General features: G+C 61.1%; 19 protein-coding genes. 14 read left to right on the top strand and 5 right to left on the bottom strand.

Annotated features, from left to right (window positions below; translation table 11 throughout):
• The first annotated feature begins 65 nt into the window (after positions 1–65).
• On the top strand, positions 66–1337 hold the full coding sequence (gene glgC, locus ACW5W4_RS04530; protein ID WP_456688574.1) for a glucose-1-phosphate adenylyltransferase: 1272 nt from the start codon (positions 66–68) through the stop codon (positions 1335–1337).
• Positions 1338–1429: 92 nt separating this feature from the next.
• On the opposite strand, the gene ACW5W4_RS04525 is transcribed toward glgC, so the two are convergent.
• From ACW5W4_RS04525 to ACW5W4_RS04515, 3 genes are read right to left on the bottom strand one after another with little or no spacing between them, the layout of a single operon-like run.
• The gene (locus tag ACW5W4_RS04525; RefSeq protein WP_456688573.1) at positions 1430–1672 is read right to left on the bottom strand and encodes a FeoC-like transcriptional regulator; all 243 of its coding nucleotides are present in this window, start codon (positions 1670–1672) and stop codon (positions 1430–1432) included.
• A gap of 43 nt (positions 1673–1715) precedes the next feature.
• Entirely contained in the window at positions 1716–3986 is a 2271-nt protein-coding gene (gene feoB / locus ACW5W4_RS04520) for a Fe(2+) transporter permease subunit FeoB (protein WP_456688572.1), read from the bottom strand.
• Between the two features lie 55 nt (positions 3987–4041).
• Positions 4042–4269, bottom strand: a complete 228-nt coding sequence (locus ACW5W4_RS04515; RefSeq protein ID WP_408794761.1) for a FeoA family protein — start codon at positions 4267–4269, stop codon at positions 4042–4044.
• 119 nt (positions 4270–4388) lie between these two features.
• On the opposite strand from ACW5W4_RS04515, the gene ACW5W4_RS04510 reads away from it, so the two are divergent.
• From ACW5W4_RS04510 to ACW5W4_RS04480, 7 genes are all read left to right on the top strand, one after another.
• Positions 4389–4718 (top strand): translation initiation factor, encoded by a 330-nt coding sequence (locus ACW5W4_RS04510; RefSeq protein WP_408794758.1) that lies wholly within the window; start codon positions 4389–4391, stop codon positions 4716–4718.
• Between the two features lie 257 nt (positions 4719–4975).
• Positions 4976–5536: a TMEM165/GDT1 family protein gene (locus ACW5W4_RS04505; protein ID WP_456688571.1), complete on the top strand. Its 561-nt coding sequence runs from the start codon at positions 4976–4978 to the stop codon at positions 5534–5536.
• 305 nt (positions 5537–5841) lie between these two features.
• Positions 5842–6789: a DUF2157 domain-containing protein gene (locus ACW5W4_RS04500; protein WP_456688570.1), complete on the top strand. Its 948-nt coding sequence runs from the start codon at positions 5842–5844 to the stop codon at positions 6787–6789.
• A 29-nt stretch (positions 6790–6818) separates the two neighbouring features.
• The gene (locus ACW5W4_RS04495) at positions 6819–7829 is read left to right on the top strand and encodes a DUF4401 domain-containing protein (RefSeq protein ID WP_456688569.1); all 1011 of its coding nucleotides are present in this window, start codon (positions 6819–6821) and stop codon (positions 7827–7829) included.
• A complete protein-coding gene (locus ACW5W4_RS04490) occupies positions 7826–8326 on the top strand; it encodes a GDYXXLXY domain-containing protein (protein WP_456688568.1) in 501 nt (166 codons plus the stop codon). The genes ACW5W4_RS04495 and ACW5W4_RS04490 overlap by 4 nt, the downstream gene beginning before the upstream one ends.
• A gap of 71 nt (positions 8327–8397) precedes the next feature.
• On the top strand, positions 8398–9153 hold the full coding sequence (locus tag ACW5W4_RS04485; RefSeq protein ID WP_456688567.1) for a substrate-binding periplasmic protein: 756 nt from the start codon (positions 8398–8400) through the stop codon (positions 9151–9153).
• 391 nt (positions 9154–9544) lie between these two features.
• Positions 9545–9823 carry a hypothetical protein gene (locus tag ACW5W4_RS04480; protein ID WP_456688566.1) on the top strand — a complete coding sequence of 93 codons (279 nt, stop codon included), beginning with the start codon at positions 9545–9547 and terminating at the stop codon, positions 9821–9823.
• A gap of 86 nt (positions 9824–9909) precedes the next feature.
• Here ACW5W4_RS04480 and ACW5W4_RS04475 read toward each other — a convergent pair whose 3' ends face one another.
• Positions 9910–10230 (bottom strand): hypothetical protein, encoded by a 321-nt coding sequence (locus tag ACW5W4_RS04475; protein ID WP_456688565.1) that lies wholly within the window; start codon positions 10228–10230, stop codon positions 9910–9912.
• 880 nt (positions 10231–11110) lie between these two features.
• Here ACW5W4_RS04475 and ACW5W4_RS04470 point away from each other — a divergent pair.
• Both ACW5W4_RS04470 and ACW5W4_RS04465 read left to right on the top strand, forming a co-directional pair.
• A complete protein-coding gene (locus tag ACW5W4_RS04470) occupies positions 11111–11494 on the top strand; it encodes a hypothetical protein (protein WP_456688564.1) in 384 nt (127 codons plus the stop codon).
• Positions 11495–11719: 225 nt separating this feature from the next.
• Positions 11720–13447, top strand: coding sequence for a YecA family protein (locus tag ACW5W4_RS04465; RefSeq protein WP_456688563.1), 1728 nt, complete (start codon positions 11720–11722; stop codon positions 13445–13447).
• Positions 13448–14065: 618 nt separating this feature from the next.
• On the opposite strand, the gene cysS is transcribed toward ACW5W4_RS04465, so the two are convergent.
• Positions 14066–15442, bottom strand: a complete 1377-nt coding sequence (gene cysS, locus ACW5W4_RS04460; protein WP_456688562.1) for a cysteine--tRNA ligase — start codon at positions 15440–15442, stop codon at positions 14066–14068.
• Positions 15443–15818: 376 nt separating this feature from the next.
• Here cysS and ACW5W4_RS04455 point away from each other — a divergent pair, with 376 nt between their 5' ends.
• From ACW5W4_RS04455 to ACW5W4_RS04440, 4 genes are all read left to right on the top strand, one after another.
• Entirely contained in the window at positions 15819–16316 is a 498-nt protein-coding gene (locus ACW5W4_RS04455; protein ID WP_456688561.1) for a peptidylprolyl isomerase, read from the top strand.
• Complete coding sequence (locus ACW5W4_RS04450; protein WP_456688560.1) at positions 16306–16968, top strand: DUF4269 domain-containing protein; 663 nt, start codon at positions 16306–16308, stop codon at positions 16966–16968. The genes ACW5W4_RS04455 and ACW5W4_RS04450 overlap by 11 nt, the downstream gene beginning before the upstream one ends.
• Positions 16965–17705 carry a UDP-2,3-diacylglucosamine diphosphatase gene (gene lpxH, locus ACW5W4_RS04445; RefSeq protein ID WP_456688559.1) on the top strand — a complete coding sequence of 247 codons (741 nt, stop codon included), beginning with the start codon at positions 16965–16967 and terminating at the stop codon, positions 17703–17705. The genes ACW5W4_RS04450 and lpxH overlap by 4 nt, the downstream gene beginning before the upstream one ends.
• Positions 17706–17825: 120 nt before the next feature.
• A complete protein-coding gene (locus tag ACW5W4_RS04440) occupies positions 17826–18074 on the top strand; it encodes a GlsB/YeaQ/YmgE family stress response membrane protein (RefSeq protein WP_408794726.1) in 249 nt (82 codons plus the stop codon).
• Positions 18075–18097 lie beyond the last annotated feature (23 nt).

The following is an 18097-nucleotide window of genomic DNA, read 5'->3' as shown; positions in this document are numbered from 1 at the left end:
AGCGCGCTAAAACATCTTCTCTTAACGGTTAATCTCAGCAGATACCACCAACAAAGGGGATTTAAATGTTATTACAGCCTACCGAAACGGCAACATCCAGACAGTTGCTGAACGAAACCATGGCATTGGTTTTAGCAGGAGGCCGAGGCAGCCGCCTCAAAGAGTTGACGGACCACAGGGCGAAACCCGCCGTACATTTTGGCGGCAAGTTCCGCATCATCGACTTCGTACTCTCCAACTGCGTCAACTCAGGGCTCCGTCGGATAGGCGTAGTGACCCAGTACAAATCCCACAGCCTGCTGCGTCACCTGCAATCGGGCTGGTCATTTCTGCGCAACCAGATGAACGAGTTCATCGATCTGCTGCCGGCCCAGCAGAGGGTGGACGAGGTGAACTGGTATCGCGGCACCGCCGATGCCGTCTATCAAAACCTGGACATCATCCGCGACCACGCCCCCAAATATGTGGTGGTGCTGGCGGGGGATCACATCTACAAGATGGACTACGCCGCCATGCTGCTCGACCACGTCAAGATGGGCGGGCGCGTGACCGTGGCCTGCATCGAAGTGCCACGCAGCGAGGCGAGCGCCTTCGGCGTCATGGCGGTAGATGGGGATCGCAAGATCAATGCCTTCGTCGAGAAGCCCGCCAATCCCCCCGCCATGCCGGGCAAGCCCGACACGGCGTTGGCTTCCATGGGGGTCTACATCTTCGATGCCGAATACCTCTATCAGTTGCTGGAAGAAGACTTGGCCAACGAGGCCTCCCATCACGATTTTGGCATGGACGTGATCCCGCGGGTGGTCAAGGAGGGCACCGCCCATGCTCACCCGTTCAGCATGTCCTGCGTCGGCTGCTGCCCGCAAAAGCGCGCCTACTGGCGCGATGTGGGCACGGTGGATTCGTTCTGGGAGGCGAACATGGATCTCGCCTCCGTCACCCCGGAGCTCGATATCTATGATCAGGACTGGCCCATCTGGACCAGCCAGAGCATGACGGCCCCCGCCAAGTTCGTGCAGGATCAGAACGGCCAGCACGGCATGACCATCAACTCCATGTTTGCCGGCGGCACCATCGTCAGCGGCTCCTTCATCATGAGTTCCGTGCTGTTCCACCATGTGCGGGTCGACTCCTTCTGCACCCTGGATCAGGCGGTGATCTTCCCCGACGTCGAGATAGGGGCCGGCTGTCGCCTGCGCCGGGTGGTGATCGACAAGGGTTGCATCCTGCCAGAGGGGCTGGTGGTGGGGGAGAACGCCGACGAGGATGCCCGCCGCTTCTACCGCTCCGAGCAGGGCACCGTCCTAGTCACCAAGGAGATGCTGGCCAGGCTGTGAGCCCAAACGCCCCTGCCCCGTGCCAACACAAAAGACCCGCCGCTGGCGGGTCTTTGTTTAATGCGAAGTATGTGCCCTGGGGCGGGGGCGGCTCAGCCCTTCTGCACCAGGCCTATCCGGCCAGGCTGGCACCACTCGAACATCACCTCCTGGCTCTTGCCGCAGCAGCTGCCGCCGCACACCCGGCTCTCCCGCTTGGCGACGCGCCCCTTGCGCATCCAGACCCCCAGCATGGCCTCGACGGCATCCTCCGAGGTGTGGAAGTGGCGGGCCAGATCCCGCCGGCTCACCCTCTGCTGCGCCGCCAGATAATCACCCAGTTCGCGCAATATCATGGGGTGACCTCCCCTTGCTGGGTCCATCCCCTCGTTGGCGCCATCACAGGGTCACCACCTTGCGCGCGGCGATGTCGCCACGGCGACGGCCAACCCACCACAGCAGCGCCAGGGAGAGGCCATAGCTCGCCACCCAGAGCAGGCTCTGCTCGGGATGGTCGGCGAAGGTGGCCAGCTGGTAGAAGAGGGTGGCACACAGGAAGGCCATGTAGTTGCACCAGGCGGCGGTCAGCAGGGCCCACTGGCGACCGGTTTCCCGCACCAGGGCGCCCATGGCGGCGGCGCAGGGCATGTAGAGCAGCACGAACAGCAGGTAGGCGAAGGCGCCGGCGGCCCCGTCGAAGTGGCTCTGCATGTTGCCATAGGTTGACACGTCCACCTCCTGGGCCTCGGCGGCGGCTTGTCTGTCATCCAGCTCGCCGACCTGGATCCCCATGGGATCGGACGGATCTATGTCGGCCAGATTGGCGGCCACGGCGGCGATGGCCTCATGGAAGCTGGCCACCAGGGAGAATTCGCTCGCCTCCTCGTCCCCACCTGCGCCGGCGTAGAGGCTGTTGAGGGTGCCGACCACCGCCTCCTTGGCGAAGATGCCGGTGACGATGCCGACCGTGGCCTGCCAGTTGTCGTCGCGCACCCCGATGGGATGCAGCACCGGGGTCACCGCCTGGCTTATCTTGCTCAGCACCGAGCTCTCCTGATCCTGATGGCCGAAGCTGCCGTCGGTGCCGAGGGAGTTGAGCACGCTCAGCACGGCCACCACCAGCACTATGGTCTTGCCCGCACCAAAGACGAAGGACTTGAGCTTCTGCCAGGTTTTGATCCCCACGTCGATAGGGCGCGGCCACTCATAGTCCGGCATCTCCATCACCATGGAGTCGCTCTTGCCCGGCAGCAGGGTGCTGCGCAGGAAGAGGCCGGTGAGCACGGCCACCAGGATGCCGATGAGGTAGAGGCCGAACACCAGGTTCTGGCCGGATGCCGGGAAAAACGCCACCGCAAACAGGGCGTAGACCGGCAGGCGGGCGCCGCACGACATGAAGGGGGCCATGGCCGAGGTCATCAGCCTTTCCCGCTCGGAGTTGAGGGTGCGGGTCGCCATCACCGAGGGCACTGTGCAACCAAAGCCCATCAGCATGGGGACGAACGCCTTGCCCGGCAGGCCGAGGCGGCGCATCAGGGCATCCACCACGAAGGCGGCGCGGGCCAGATAGCCCGAGCTCTCCAGCACGGCGAGAAACAGATAGAGGCAGCCAATCACCGGGATGAAGGTGGCCACCGTCTGCAGGCCCACCCCGAAGCCGTCCGCCAGCAGGGCACCGAGCCAGTCGGGTCCATGGACAAGGCCCAGCAGGTGGTGTACCCCATCGACGAACAGGGCGCCCCCCATGATGTCGAAGAAGTCGATGAAGGCGCTGCCCACATTGATGGCGAACAGGAACATCAGGTACATCACCAGCAGGAAGAAGGGGATGCCAATCCAGCGGTTGAGCAGCGCCCGGTCCAGCCACTCGCTCTGGGCCTGGGTAAGCTTGCCCTTGTGCTGGCGCGCCTGGCTCCCCCAGTGATGGATGTGGCCGTAGCGAATATCCGCCAGTTGCAGGTCGACGTCCTGGGTCTGGTGCGCTCGGGCGACCACGTTGGCGGCCGCCGCCCCTTGGCCCGGCAGCAGGGTCTCCTGCATCGCCTCATCCTCTTCCAGCAGGCGCAGGGCCCGGCCGCGGGCGCTGAGGTGATGGGGGGCGAGCAGGGTCTCCAGCTCCGCCAGATCCTGCTCGAGGGGCTGGCCATAATCGAGCCGCAAGGCCGATTGGGCCTGATCGGTCAGGGCGGGGATCTGGCGCTTGAAGGCGGCGACCTGCTGGCGATTGTGGGCAGAGAGGGCCACCACGGGGCAGCCCAGCGCCTCGGCCAGCAGGGCTTCGTCTATCACTTCCCGCCGCTTTTGCAAGATATCCATCTTGTTGAGCACCACCACCATGGGCAGCCCCAGCTCCCGCAGTTGCAGGGTCAGATAGAGGGATCGCTCCAGATTGGCGGCGTCGATGACGTTGAGCACCAGATCCGGCCGCTGGCCCAGGACAAAGCGGCTGGCGATTTGTTCGTCCAGGCTGCCATCCTCACCGGCCAGGCTATAGATGCCGGGCAAGTCCATCAGCTTGCACTCATGCTCGCCCGCGCGAAACGCCCCCATCTTCTTGTCGACCGTGACCCCGCTCCAGTTGCCCACCTGCTGGCGGGCCCCGGTGAGGGCGTTGAACAGCGAGGTCTTGCCGCTGTTGGGGTTGCCGACGGTAACCAGGGAGTAGCTCATACCGGTTCTACCTCTGTGTGCCCTTGGGCAGGGCGATGGCGTGGTGACAAGGCATTCATACCGGCTCTACCTCTATTTGCTGGGCGAGACTCTTCTGCATGGAGAGGCAGATCCCCTGGCACTGGATCTGAAGCGGATCCCCGAGGGGGGCGGCCCGCAGATAGATGATCTCGGCCTGGGGCAACAGGCCCATCACCATCAGCTTGCGTCGCAGGGTGCGACCAAGATGGTTCATCTGTGTGATGCGAGCACTCTGCCCCGGCGACAACTGCGTGAGTACCATGACGGGCTCCTGAGGTTAAACAAGAATAATTCGCTTTTAGTGGGAGGATTATAAGCTGTGCCCCCAACATTAATTTGCGTAAAATCAAACTCCCCTCAGCTAATCCACAAAGAAAGACCATGACTCCAGACAACAACAGCCGCCTGGTTTACAGCACGGATGGCGGCCTCATCAAGGAACAGGCCAGCCCCCAGAGCGCCTCTCCCTTCCCCGCCGATGGCGTGGTGCGCATTCGCCGCGAGACCAAGGGGCGCAAGGGCGCCGGTGTCATCAGCATCCATGGCGTCCCCGCCGATCAGCAGAAGGCCATCGCCACCCTGCTCAAGAAGAAATGCGGCACCGGCGGCGGCCTCAAGGAGGGGGTGATCGAAATCCAGGGGGACAAACGGGACCTTATCAAGGCCGAGCTGGAGAAGGCGGGCTTCACCGTCAAGCAGGTCGGCGGCTAGTCGGCCCGCCCTGCGCCTTGAAATGCCAAGGGAAGTTCCCTAGAATGCCCGCTCCCATCGAGGGGGAGTAGTCTCTGACGGGCGACACAGCCCGCAGACCCTGATCAACATACTTGGTGCCAACTCACCATGGTCAGGGTGATCCGCAAGAGCAATGCCGGATTTGACAAGACCTTTGACGGGCCAGTGCCAATACCGGGGACGGATGGCGCAGGCTTGTCTCTGGTTTATAACAATTCCGTCCCCCGGTAATCTTTATGGAAGCCCTGTTAACCTCCACCCTGAGCGTGGCCATCGCCGAGATCGGCGACAAGACCCAGCTGCTCGCACTCCTGCTGATCTGTCGTTTCCGCGCCCCCTGGCCCATCATCGCCGGCATGCTGGCCGCCACCCTGCTCAACCACGCGGGCGCCGCCTGGATTGGCGAACTGGTCAGCCGCTGGCTCGATCCCAGGCTGATGACCTATCTGGTGGCGGGCGCCTTCATCGCCATGGCGGTCTGGATCCTGGTGCCGGACAAGCTGGACGACGAGGAGAGTTCGCTGGACAAATACGGCCCCTTCCTCGCCACCTTCGTGCTCTTCTTCATCGCCGAGATAGGTGACAAGACCCAGATTGCGACCGTGCTGCTGGCCGCCAAGTACGACTCCCTCACCCAGGTGATCGCCGGCACCACCCTCGGCATGATGCTGGCCAACGTGCCCGTGGTGCTGCTCGGCAAGCTGGGGGCGGACAAGCTGCCCCTCAAGGGGATCCGCATCGGCTGCGCCATCTTGTTCGCCGCCCTTGGCATCAGCACCCTGATCGTCGCCCCCTGATCCCATTACAGTCATGACCTCCAGGCCCCCTCCCCGCGAGGGGGCCTGCCTTTATCTGGCCCAGCCCTGTGCTGCTATTGCCAGCTGCCATTGCCTCGTTCCCCCTTCCCTATGCCATATCGCCGCCAAAGGGCCCGGCACCATTGCCTTGTTGACCCTGCCCTATGCCATCGCGCCGCCACATTGCCCGGCCCCATTGCCTTGTTCACCCTGTGCTGTGCCATGGCGCCGCCAAACGGCCCGGCCCCATTGCCTTGTTGACCCTGTGCTATGCCATAATGCGGCAAACTGCCCGGAGCCCGCCCATGCACCATCACGCCCGCCGCCCTCTGCTCGACTGGATCAAGCAAGGCCGACTCGCCCCCGACCGGCTCGCCGATGCCCTGCGTCTGGCCGAGCTGCCCCCCGCCCCCGACCGCTGGCGCCAGCTGTTCGATCGCCTGCTGCTGCTGCTCGGCTGCCTCTGCCTCGGGGCCGGCATCATCTTCTTCGTCGCCTTCAACTGGCAGGGGCTGGGGCGTCTGCCGCGCCTCGGCCTGGTCGAGCTGCCCCTGCTGGCCATGCTGCTGGTGCTGTGGCGCGCCCCCTTGAGCGATGGCGCCCGCCAGGGGCTGCTGCTCTTGTGTGCCCTCAACCTCGGCGCCCTGCTCGCCCTGGTGGGCCAGACCTATCAGACCGGGGCCGATCCCTGGCAGCTGTTCGCGCTCTGGGCCCTGCTGCTGCTGCCCTGGGCCCTCCTGGGTCAGAGCCCCCTGCTCTGGACCCTGAGCTGGCTGCTGGGTCAGCTCGCCCTGGTGCTCTACTGGCGCCTTGGCCTCTTCAACCTCTTCTTCTCCTTCGACGAGGAGGGGCTGGCCTGGTGCCTCGCCCTGCTCAACGCCCTGCTCTGGCTGCTGCTGTGGCGCCTGCCGGGACGCTACCGGCTGATGCCCGCCTACCTGCCGGCCCTGACGGCCGGGCTCGGGGTCACCCTGCTGGTGCTGCTCAGCCTGTTCGATGCCGCCTCCCCCTGGGCCTGGCCCGCCTGGCTGCTCTGGCTCGGCGCCGCCTATGGCTGCTGGCACCACCGCTTTATCACCGGGCTCGCCATGGCCTGCCTGAGCGTCATCGCCGTGCTGCTGGCGGCGCTCGGCAAGTGGATGGAGCCCGACGTGAACGGTTTTCTGCTGCTCTGCATCATCGCCATCGTCCTGTCGGTGGCGGCGAGCCGCTGGCTGCAACACCAGCGCAGGGAGGCCCGCCATGACGCCTGATACCCCTCACCACCACGCCGGGAGCCCCCATGTCCTCACCCGCTGAACTCTGGCAAATCCTGCGCTCGGCCTCCCTGGTCGAGGGGGAGATGCCCCAAAGCCAGGAGCCCCACTGGGCCACCCGTTTCATGCTGGGGGTGGTCGGTTGGCTCGCCGCCCTCTTCCTGCTGTTCTTCCTGTTTCTGAGCTTTGGGGATCTGGCCCGCAGCCCGGATCAGGCCCTGGCCATGGGCGCGGCCCTGCTCGCCGTCGCCCTGGTGCTCAATCGCCGCGCCCGGGGGGGCGATCTCTGGGATCAGTTCGTGCTGGCCCTGACCCTGGCGGCCGACGCTTGGCTCATCGCCGGGCTGGTGGATAGGATGGATCTGCACTCCTTCGCCGCCTGGGCCGGGCTGTGCGCCCTGGCCTTCGCCATCGCCTTCCTGTTCGATCACTGGCTGATCCGGCTGTTTCACGCCCTGGCCGCGGCCCTGCTGCTGACCCTGGCCCTCGCCTGCCTCGGTTGGCAGGCCCTGGCCGTGCCCCTGGTGATGGGGCTGCTCGCCGGCTGCTGGCTCTGGGCCGAACACTGCCCGCACCAGTATGATCGCTACGAGGCCATGGCCTTTGGCCTGGCGCTCTCCCTGCTGCTGCTCGGCCACCTGCATCAACCTCTGCTCGGCGAGGCGAGCCTGCTCGAGGAGCTGGGCCAGCCGCGCCTGCCCCACTGGCTCAATCCCCTGCTGTGCGCCGCCGTGCTGCTGGCCCTGCTGCACCACCTGCGCCTGCCCTGGCGCCAGGGGATCCTTGCCCTGCCCCTGGTGCTGCTGGCGGCCCTGATCCCCGGCATGGGGGCCGGCGCCCTGGTGCTCCTGCTCGGCTTCTATGGGGGGAGCCTGGGCATGATGGCCCTGGCCGCCCTGCTGCTGCTCGGCTTTGGCTCCCTCTATTACTACGATCTGGCGCTGCCGCTGATGACCAAGTCCTGGCTGCTGCTGGGCTCAGGCGCCCTGCTGCTGTTGATCCGCGCCCTCTTGCTGCGCGTACGGAGCGTCTCATGAGATCCCTTGCCATCCTGCTCTGCGGCCTCGCCATCCTGCTGGGGGTCAATATGGGCGTCTGGCGTGTCGAGCACGCCATCGAGACGGGGGAGCCCGTGCTGCTGCGTCTGGCTCCGGTCGATCCCCGCTCCCTGATGCAGGGGGACTATATGCGGCTCAACTATGAGCTGGCGCGGGAGTGGGCCCAGGCCCATCCCGCCCCGGCCCGGGGGCAGCACACCCTGGTGATCCGCCTCGACCGGCAAGGGGTGGCCCGCTGGCAAGGGGACAACGAGGGCGCCGGGCTCGCGCCGGACGAGCGGCGACTCATCCTCACCCGGGAGGAGGGGCAAACCCGGATTGGGCCGGATGCCTACTTCTTCGAGGAGGGCCAGGGAGATCGCTTCAGCGCCGCCGCCTATGGCGAGTTTCGCCTGCAGCAGGATGGCAACGTGCTGCTGGTGGCACTGCGGGACGGCGACTTGCGTCCCCTCGGTCCGATCCGGGGCCGTTGGTAGCACCAGGGCCGCTGGCGAAATCCCGCGCCTTGACAACACTCAAGGCTGACCGCAACGAGAGGAGAAGGCAGATGAGATCATGGATTGTCACCCTGAGCCTGCTGTTGACCATCATCATGCCAGCCGCCCAGGCCAACCCGGCCCTGGCGCAATTGCACTATCTGAGCGAGGAGTATCGCCCCTTCAACTACAGCGATGAGGCGGGCCAGCCCACCGGGCTCGCGGTCGAGCTGCTGCAACAGGTGTGGCAGCAAACCCAGACGCCGCCCCAGCCCATCAGCATCCTGCCCTGGGCCCGGGGTTACTATCTGCTGACCCAAAAGCCCAATGTGGTGCTGTTTGCCACCGCCCGCACCGAGGCCCGGGATCCCCTGTTCAAATGGGCCTGCCCCATCGGCTATGCCGAAATCGTGCTGCTGGGGCTGGCCAGCCGCAAGCTCAGCCTGCAACGCCTGGAGGAGGCCCAGCAATACACCATAGGGGCGGTGCGGGCCGACGTGGGGGAGCAGCTGCTGCTCAATCACGGCTTCGACGAGCAGAAGATCATGGCCGCCAATCGCCTTGCCCAGGCCCTCAAGATGCTGAACTCGGGGCGGGTCGATCTGGTTTCCACCAACAGGACCACCTTCATGAGCCTGATCGCCGCACAGCAGCTGGACCCCGACCAGTTCAAGGTGGCCTGGATCCTGAGCTCGGAGCAGTTCTGCTTCGCCTTCAGCCAGGGGGTCGATGACGGCACCGTCAAGGCGTTCCAGGACGGCCTGACCCGGGTGCTGGCCAGCAGCGAATACCAGCAGATCCAGCGCAAGTACCTGCCCGCCCCCTGATCCCCCGGCAAGGGCCGCCAGCCGGCCCTTGCTGGCAACGGCGCCATCCCCCTTGAGGTAGAGCGCCAGCCCGCGGACGCCAGGGCTGGGCGCACAGGCCCGCCGCCCTTCCTATGCCCTGCCTCTGCCCTGCCTCTGCCCTGCCTCTCCCCTTTCCCGGCCCGGCCACCGCCATTGGGTTGCGCTGGCGCACGAAACCCACTTTATTTCACGCCCCCGACCAACCAAGGGGTGACGCGGACCACCCTGGGTCCGTAAGATGGCCGAGGGTGCCTGTTGGCCCTCCTGGCAGAGAGTCAGCGGCGCACTGTGGTAGCGACAGCCAGGGGCGGTAGCGTCCCTGGCGGATGCCCCCCATACCCAACACCTATTTCACTTGGTCAGGATCAAGATGCACAACCTTGTCAAACCCATTTTCGTCATTGCCCTCTCTACCCTGCTGAGCGGCTGCGACGGCGACAAGATCACGGGTCAGGCCTGCCTTGGGGCCAACCATGACACACTGGAGGAGGGTCTGCAGGATCAGTGCAAGGCTGGGGATGCCATTGCCACCAAGCATCCGGCCTACTTCTGCGATGTCAATGACGCCATCGCCGACAACGACTACAACTCGGCGTTCTGTATCTATGCCGGCGCCCTCAAGGCAGAAAGGATCAAGGGCAAATCATAAGCGGCGCCGCCGTCAGGCTCGGCAGACCGCTTGTCGCACTCTGGCTTGCAACGCCAGGAGCGGCTTGGGACAACGGGCCGACCCGGCTATTTGACCCGCATCAGACGATGACAGGCGTCGCCCAACGCCAGCTGCACCACCTGGGAGCGGGCCATGGCATCGACCCGGGCCAGCATCTCGGCGCTGTAGCCCTTGCGCTGCATCCACTGCATGGGCTGCTCGAAGCTGCCTTCGTTGACGATAAAGGTATCGGTGTAGGTGCCGTTCACTATGCTGACCACCCAGATGCGCTGCTGAAACTCGCACAGGGCACCCACCCTGGCCGCGAGCCAGCGCCCTGCCTGCCCTGCTCTGTGCACTATCCTGTGCAGCCGCTTGCGGTGACTGCTGATCAACGCGTTTGCCATAACGACGCCTGATGTGATGGGGAAAGGCTGGCATCCTAGCACCCCGAGGGATGGGGCACCAAACGGCAGCAGGGGTCGCCCCTCCCCTGGCGGGAAAACGGCAGGGTGCCAATCAGCCTGTAGGGTCGATTAGCGAAGCGCAATCGTCCACGGTAACCGTTCCCTCTCCCCTTGCGGGAAAGGGTTAGGGTGAGGGGTTCGGTAACCTCACTGCTTGGTGGAATATCGCTCCACGCCTGATTGGCACGGCTTCGCCATGCAGGACACGAGGGCCCGGCCCTCGACGGGGTATCGCCGCCACAACGCGGCTTGGCGAGTGACTTTTCTTTGCGTGGCCAAATAAAAGTCACCAAAAGAAAGGCCACCCCCGCTTGTTCGCCCTCCTACGTCGGATGCCCTCGGTTCACCCGTTTGTCCCACGGCATGCGCCGATGGGCCATCCCTGGCCCAGCGGTGCTCGCTCGGCGTCCTGCCTCGCGGCCTGGACAAACGGGCTCACCTCAGCGAACAACAGGGGGCAACACCCAATCCGCAGCCACGAGGACATTTAACGCCCCCGTTCTTTCAGGAAGTCGTTTTATATTGAAGGCCTAATAGTGAACTATTTCGCTGTGATAACACCTTAATTTCTCGAACGTCCGATTACGCTTCGCGAATCGAATCTAAGGCCCTGTTACGGCGTAAAACACAATGGTAGTAATGAGTATCCGCTAGGCTTACCTAGCTGCTATGAGGCAGAGACATCACACGCCTCCCACTCCAATAAATATATCTCAACTGTAGAACCGGACTCCCAACAACCAAAAATAGCGATGGATGCTCACATTAATTAAATGGGTGTCCATGTTAATTCATTGGCATCATATAATGGATAATAAATATGGTAATGTTAAAAAATGAAGGGCAGCGTGAGGCAGCAGTATTAGAGCTTCGGAAGGAGATGGAAAGAACGGCTACAAAGATAAGATCACTAGTAGTTAAAATACCTCCTAAGGATCTTCTTGGGTATATTTATTCGCAACGTATCATGGGCGTAATGGCTGGGGGTTTATCTTCCCCAGATAAAATCGACACTCATGATTCAATCAATGAAATTCAGTTTTTATTAGAATATGTTCATGCCGTCTTAGCATCAGATAATGCTCCTTCTGAAGTTGAGTTTCATGAAGCAGATTGTGTTGAACTCTTTTCACTTAGTAACAATCTACGACAACAAGCAATGCTATTTGCTATGGCATCATCTATAGACTCTCCTAATAAGTAATTTGGTTCTGCAACGGCAGATATAGAGTTCCATGCAAAAACAGCATGGGTTTTACTCAGAGGGAATCGCCATCAGGTTTTAGAAGGTGAATTTTATCGCTATGTCCTCGCCTCTCATGATGATATCTTCAATGAAACATACGGGATTGGTTCAAAAGATATTGCTGACGGTTTTCAAGAAATAGCAGATTCTTACCGATTGGGATTTGATAATGCCATAAAGGGTATGATGGACCAGTATGGGACTGTACAGAAATTTTCTACAGAGCAGGGAAAGTCTCTTGAAGAAGCTATGGATGAATGGGCAAAAAAGGAGCCTGCACAAATAAATGCAGCCAGATTGGCTTTGGACGATATGTTCTTTGGTGGTGTAGCAAATGTAAGTCGCCATACAAAATTGCCCCCAACGCTACTCGCTGACTTAGCATTCCAACGTGGTGAGGATACTGATTTTTTTGCTGATAATGAATTTATGGGAACCCCATTTAGAACATTACCATCGCGCAAAAAACCATTAATAAAGTTAGATGATGACTACTATGCTATTGATCCGTGTTTCATTCGAGATGCTGGCTATCGTGCACTTCTTTTTAATCTTTTACAGCGGAAGCCTGACTATAATAAGCTCTTCAAAGAGCGTCAAAAGGTAATGAGCGAGGCTGCTTTCCATGACATCCTCTCTGGGCAATTACCCAACGCGGTAGTTTATCAAGAAGTGTATTATAAGGACCCCGTGACCAAGCACTGGTCGGAAAATGACACATTGATTTTAATAGAGGATGTGCTCTATCTTGTTGAAGCAAAAGCTGGCGCTGCAGCAACTATTTCATCACCTGCAGTTGATTTTAAACGACATGCTCAATCTGTTCAGGATTTAATAATAAAAGCTTACAAACAGTGTAAAAGGTTTTTTGATTATTTATACTCAGCAGAAGAAGTTCCACTCTACAATAGGGTAAATGGGAGATATGAAGAATGTGGCCGTATTCGACATTCAAAGTACCGAGTGATGATCCCTATTGGCCTAACTGTAGAGTCATTCTCTCCGTTTTCATCTTTTTGCAAAGAACTACCTATCATAGAACCTCTTCAGGGAAAGCATGGTTTCATCTCCATGTCGATTGATGACTTGCTTGTTCTAAAACGTATCTTGCCTACACCTGGACAATTTTCGCACTATATGGAAGTACGTCAATCTGTTGCGGCTATTCGAGGAGCCCATCTTTTCGATGAATTTGACCATCTTGGTGCTTACATAACCAAAAACAGAATTGATCAAACTATTGCTGACCAGACTAGAAAAAATACTGCTAACTTAGTTATATTTAATGGGATGAGCAGAGTCGTTGATAAATTCTTCGAAAGTGAAAGTTGGGAAACAGACCAGATACCTCAACAAAATTTTCCTGATGAGTTATTGAAGATGCTTAGTGCATTAGATACAACGCGATCACAAGGATGGCTCTTAGCAGAGAGTTTAATTCGTGACTTTGGTGATCAAGCAAGACATGAACTAGCTCAAACTCTTTTAGAGTTGCGTAATAAAATAGACAAGTACCCAACCAGTTACTTTGCATTTTCTGGCGATGGTAAACCTCTATTCGTATGGATGCAAGGTACGGAATGTGATGTAGATTGGAAAAGGATAACGGACAAAGCATCTGCTGTTGCGCTATTTGCAAAGGTATCGACCATCGATGGTGTTGTAGTTCGAGTTAGTACCGCGGGAGATTATGAAATAGCTAGCCACTTCAAAGGTAATGCCCCCTCTGAGAGAACCGAAGCTAATGAACATATCTTCGAAGATGCAAAACATATGAGTCAGAAGAAAACCACGCATCTCTCCCATCCCAGAGGACATATTCCAGAGTCTACGCATACTAAAAAAATTGGACGTAATGAGCCATGTCATTGCGGAAGTGGAAAGAAATACAAGCGCTGTCATAGCCGCTAGGCGGCGGGTCATGAGTCAAAAGGAAACGGTATTAACATGGACACCCATCGTTGCTTGGAGTTATTCCCAATACTTGGCATTTGTATAGATCTAGTTATCACCTGACACCCGGACAGGCACGGTATTGGTTCCCCCTGCAAACCGCCGAGTCGAGTTCAACGGGTCAGGAGCGCCATCAGGGATGATGGCGCAGCCGCAGTCGGCACAGGGATGTGCCGTCTGCGGCGCTCCGTCCGACCCGTTGGACGAGACGAGGGAACCCGCGAAGCGGGTGGTTTGCCGGGGGAGAAGACCTTTGGTGACTTTGGGTCTTTCCAAAGTCACTCGCCCCAGCCCGAAGGGCGGGCGAAACCCTGTCGAGGGCAGCGCCCTCGCATCCTGCATGGCGAAGCCATGCCATCCAAGCGTTGGCTGGCATTCAGCCGAGGAATGACATGAGCCCCCCTCACCCTGGCCCTCTCCCGCAAGGGGCGAGGGGATCAGGGCGCAGGCCACCGAGGCTTAAGCAGAGCACCGAGGCTTGAGGGAGCCGAGGGAAAAGCCACCAACAAAAACCGCAGCCCTAGGGCTGCGGTTTTTTATTGGGTCAACCTGCTGGCACCAACAGGGCCACCGGCCTTAAGCACGGCGCCAGCTGGTCTTGCCGGCGCTGTCTTCCAGCACGATGCCCATCTCGGTGAGACGATTTCGCGCGGCATCGGCCGCGGCCCAGTTTTTGTCGGCGCGGGCCTGGTTGCGCTGGGCGATCAGCTGCTCTATCTCGGCCACTTCGTCGTCCGCTTCATTGCCCTTGAGGAAGGCGTCCGGATCCTGTTGCAGTATGCCGAGCACGGCGCCCAGTTCCCGCAGGCGGGCACCCAGGCCTGCGGCCACGCTCATGTCTTCGGCCTTCTGGCGGTTGATCTCGCGCACCAGATCGAACAGGGCGGAGTAGGCTTCCGGGGTGTTGAAGTCATCGTCCATGGCATCCTTGAAGCGAGCCACCTGCTCCTCGCCCCCGGCGGCGGGGGCCGCCGGCAAGTCGCGCAATGCGGTGTACATGCGCTCCAGGGCGGCGCGGGCTTGTTTGAGGTTATCTTCCGAGTAGTTGAGCTGGCTGCGGTAGTGGCCGGACATCAGGAAGTAACGGACGGTTTCGGCGTCGTAATGGGCCAGCACATCGCGGATGGTGAAGAAGTTGCCGAGGGATTTGGACATCTTCTCCTTGTCCACCATCACCATGCCGCTGTGCATCCAGGTGTTGACGTAGTCGCCACCGTGGGCGCAGCAGGACTGGGCAATCTCGTTCTCGTGGTGGGGGAACTGCAGATCCGAGCCGCCGCCGTGGATGTCGAAGTGGTTGCCAAGGTGCTTAGCGTTCATGGCGGAGCACTCGATGTGCCAGCCGGGGCGACCCGGGCCCCAGGGGCTGTCCCAGGTCGGCTCACCCGGCTTGGACATCTTCCACAGCACGAAGTCGAGCGGATTGCGCTTGGCATCCACCACCCCGACCCGGGCACCGGCCTGCAGCTGCTCCAGATCCTGGCCCGACAGCCTGCCGTAATCGGCGTAGGAGTCGACGATGAACATGACGTCGCCGTTGTCTGCCACGTAGGCGTGGTCCCGGGCGATCAGCGCCTCCACCATCTCGATGATTTCATGGATGTGCTGGGTGGCGCGGGGTTCGATATCGGGGCGCACCATGCCGAGGGCGTCGAAATCGGCGTGCATGTCGCCGATGAGGCGCTCGGTGAGATCGTCGCAGGTGACGCCGGTTTCGGCGGCGCGCTTGATGATCTTGTCGTCCACGTCGGTGACGTTGCGCACATAGTTGAGCTCATAGCCGCTATAGCGCAGGTAACGGGCCACCACGTCGAAGGCGACGAAGGTGCGGCCGTGGCCGATGTGACAGAGATCATAGATGGTGACGCCACACACATACATGCCCACCTTGCCCGGGTGGATGGGTTTGAATTCTTCTTTTTGACGAGTGAGTGTGTTGTATATCTTCAGCATCGATGAACCACTGCCTGTGAGTGAAATGGCCTGACATTCTAACCGCATCCCCGCCAGAAAACGAGCCGGTTAAGCCCCTCGCCCGGCCCCTGTCATCAGGTGGGCGTCAGGTTTGCTGTTTGCCTGCTGCGACGGCGCTGCGCCGCGTTTATCGCGCCGATTGGCAAGGCCCCCTGACGCCACCACGAGAGGGCGCATTTTTTCGCCAACGGGCCCGGCGCACCGGCAAAGTCGGCCTATCTCGCCCCGCGGCTTTGCCCGGCGGCGCCGATACGCTAGAATTGCCGCCATTGCCCGTATCACAGCCGCCATCGCGCGCTCGGGCTCGCTCCGGCACATGCCCCAGGTTTCACCCAAGAGAATGAAAGGACATATCATGGTCACTCTGCACACCAATCACGGCGACATCACCCTTACCCTGAATGCCGAAAAAGCGCCGCAAACCGTGGCCAACTTCCTGCAATACTGCCGTGACGGCCACTACGATGGCACCATCTTCCACCGCGTCATCGACGGCTTCATGATCCAGGGCGGCGGCTATGCCCCGGGCTTCGAAGAGAAAGAGACCCGCGCCCCCATCCAGAACGAAGCGGCCAACGGCCTCTCCAACAAGGTGGGCACCATCGCCATGGCCCGCACCATGGAGCCGCACTCCGCCAGCGCCCAGTTCTTCATCAACGTCAGCAACAACGACTTCCTCGACTTCAAGTCCGCCACCACCCAGGGCTTTGGCTACTGCGTGTTCGGTGAAGTGACCGCCGGCATGGACGTGGTCAACAAGATCAAGGGCGTCAAGACTGGCAACGCCGGTCGCATGCACCAGGACGTGCCGGTAGAGGATGTGGTGATCAGCAAGGTGACCCTTGCCGACTGAGGCGAGTCCCCTGCCCGATGAACTGACTGCGGCCCCGGCCGCAGTTTTTCCATCTGAGCACGATTGGCGCCGCCTGGACTATCTGGCCCTGGGCAACGGGCGGCAACGCTCGGCCCATGCCCTGCTGACGGAAACGCCCCTGTGGCGGCAGTTGCAGGGGCTGTGCCTGGATGTGGCGCTGGTGAGCACGGTCGCCATCGGGCTGGATCGGCCCGGCAGCGACCTCGATATCCTCTGCCAGCACCCGGAGCCCGCCCGCCTCGCCGCACTCCTCGGCGCGCAAGGCTGGGCGGCCAGGGGGGACGACATCTGGCTGATGGAACGCACCCTGAGGGGCCCGGATCAGCAATGCTGGCCGGTGGAGCTCTACGTCACTCCCGCGCCCCTTGAGACCCTCCACGGCTGGCGCCACCTCAGCCTGATGGCCAGCCTGCTGGCGCGCCTTGGCGATGACTTTTACCGGGCGGTGCGCCGTCTTCGCCTCCTGCAAGGACTCAAGGGGGAAGCGGCCATCTGCCAGTTGCTGGCCCTGCCGGGCGACCCTTACGAGGCGCTGCTGGCCCTGGAGGGGACGGATATCGCTCTGCTCCCTTGGCCGCCCCGTTCCGCTTCATCCCTTGACCCCATTTCTGCCAACGACAGGGCCCCATGAGCACCCTCTTTATCAGCGACATTCACCTCAGTGAGGCCCGCCCCGACATGACGGCCGCCCTGCTCCACTTCCTGCAGCAGGAGGCTCCCGGGGCCGATGCCCTCTATGTGCTCGGCGATCTGTTCGAGTTCTGGATTGGGGACGACGACCCCAATCCCCTGCACCAGCAGGTGGCCGATGCCTTCCTGGCCCTCGGCAGGCGGGGCGTGCCCCTCTATTTCATCCACGGCAACCGCGACTTCCTGCTCGGCCGAGACTTTGCCAGGCGCGCCGGCATGACCCTGCTGCCCGATCCCTGCATCATCGATCTCTACGGCGCCCGTACCCTGCTCAGCCATGGCGATCTGCTCTGCACCCGGGATCTGGGTTACCAGAAGTTTCGCCGCATCACCCAGCTCAAATGGCTGCGCTGGCTCTTCCTGCGCCTGCCCCTGGCCAGACGCCGCAAGATAGCCGGCAAGCTGCGCGGTCAAAGCCAGCAGCAGAACGCCTACAAGGCCCAGGCCATCATGGACGTGACCCCGCAGGCGGTAGACGACATGCTGCGCCAGCACGGCTGCCGCCTGATGATCCACGGCCACACCCACAGGCCCGCCATCCACGATGTCACCCTGGATGGGCAAGCGGCCCGCCGCATCGTGCTGGGGGACTGGTTCGAGCAGGGCTCCATCCTGATCTGCACCCCGGGCGGCCAGCGCCTCGAGCAGCGCTCACTGCCCACCGTCCCCAGCCCATGAACTAGGCTCTCTAGTGGGTATGAGTCCGACGGTTTCTGGCTCACTCCCCCCTGACGGCCCTGTGCCAGGGTGGCATTTGGGCCTATAGTCTGACGTCCAATCATTGATGAGGGTTTCTCCATGGGTTTCTTCTCCTGGATAGTGCTGGGTCTGATCGTGGGCATACTGGCGAAGTGGATCATGCCGGGCAAGGATGGCGGCGGTTTCATCATGACGGTGGTGCTGGGGGTGGTCGGCGCCATGGTGGGGGGCTATCTCAGCACCCTGCTCGGCATGGGCACAGTGACCGGTTTCAATCTCTCCAGCCTGATCATCGCCGTGGCCGGCGCCCTGCTGGTGCTGTTTGCCTACAAGAAGCTGCGCAGTTGAAGGCGCTTTCTGACCGACACGAG

This window comes from Aeromonas crassostreae (genome assembly GCF_054052445.1).
The sequence above is the reverse complement of the archived record's forward strand: the minus strand, read 5'-3'. Positions and strand labels throughout refer to the sequence as shown.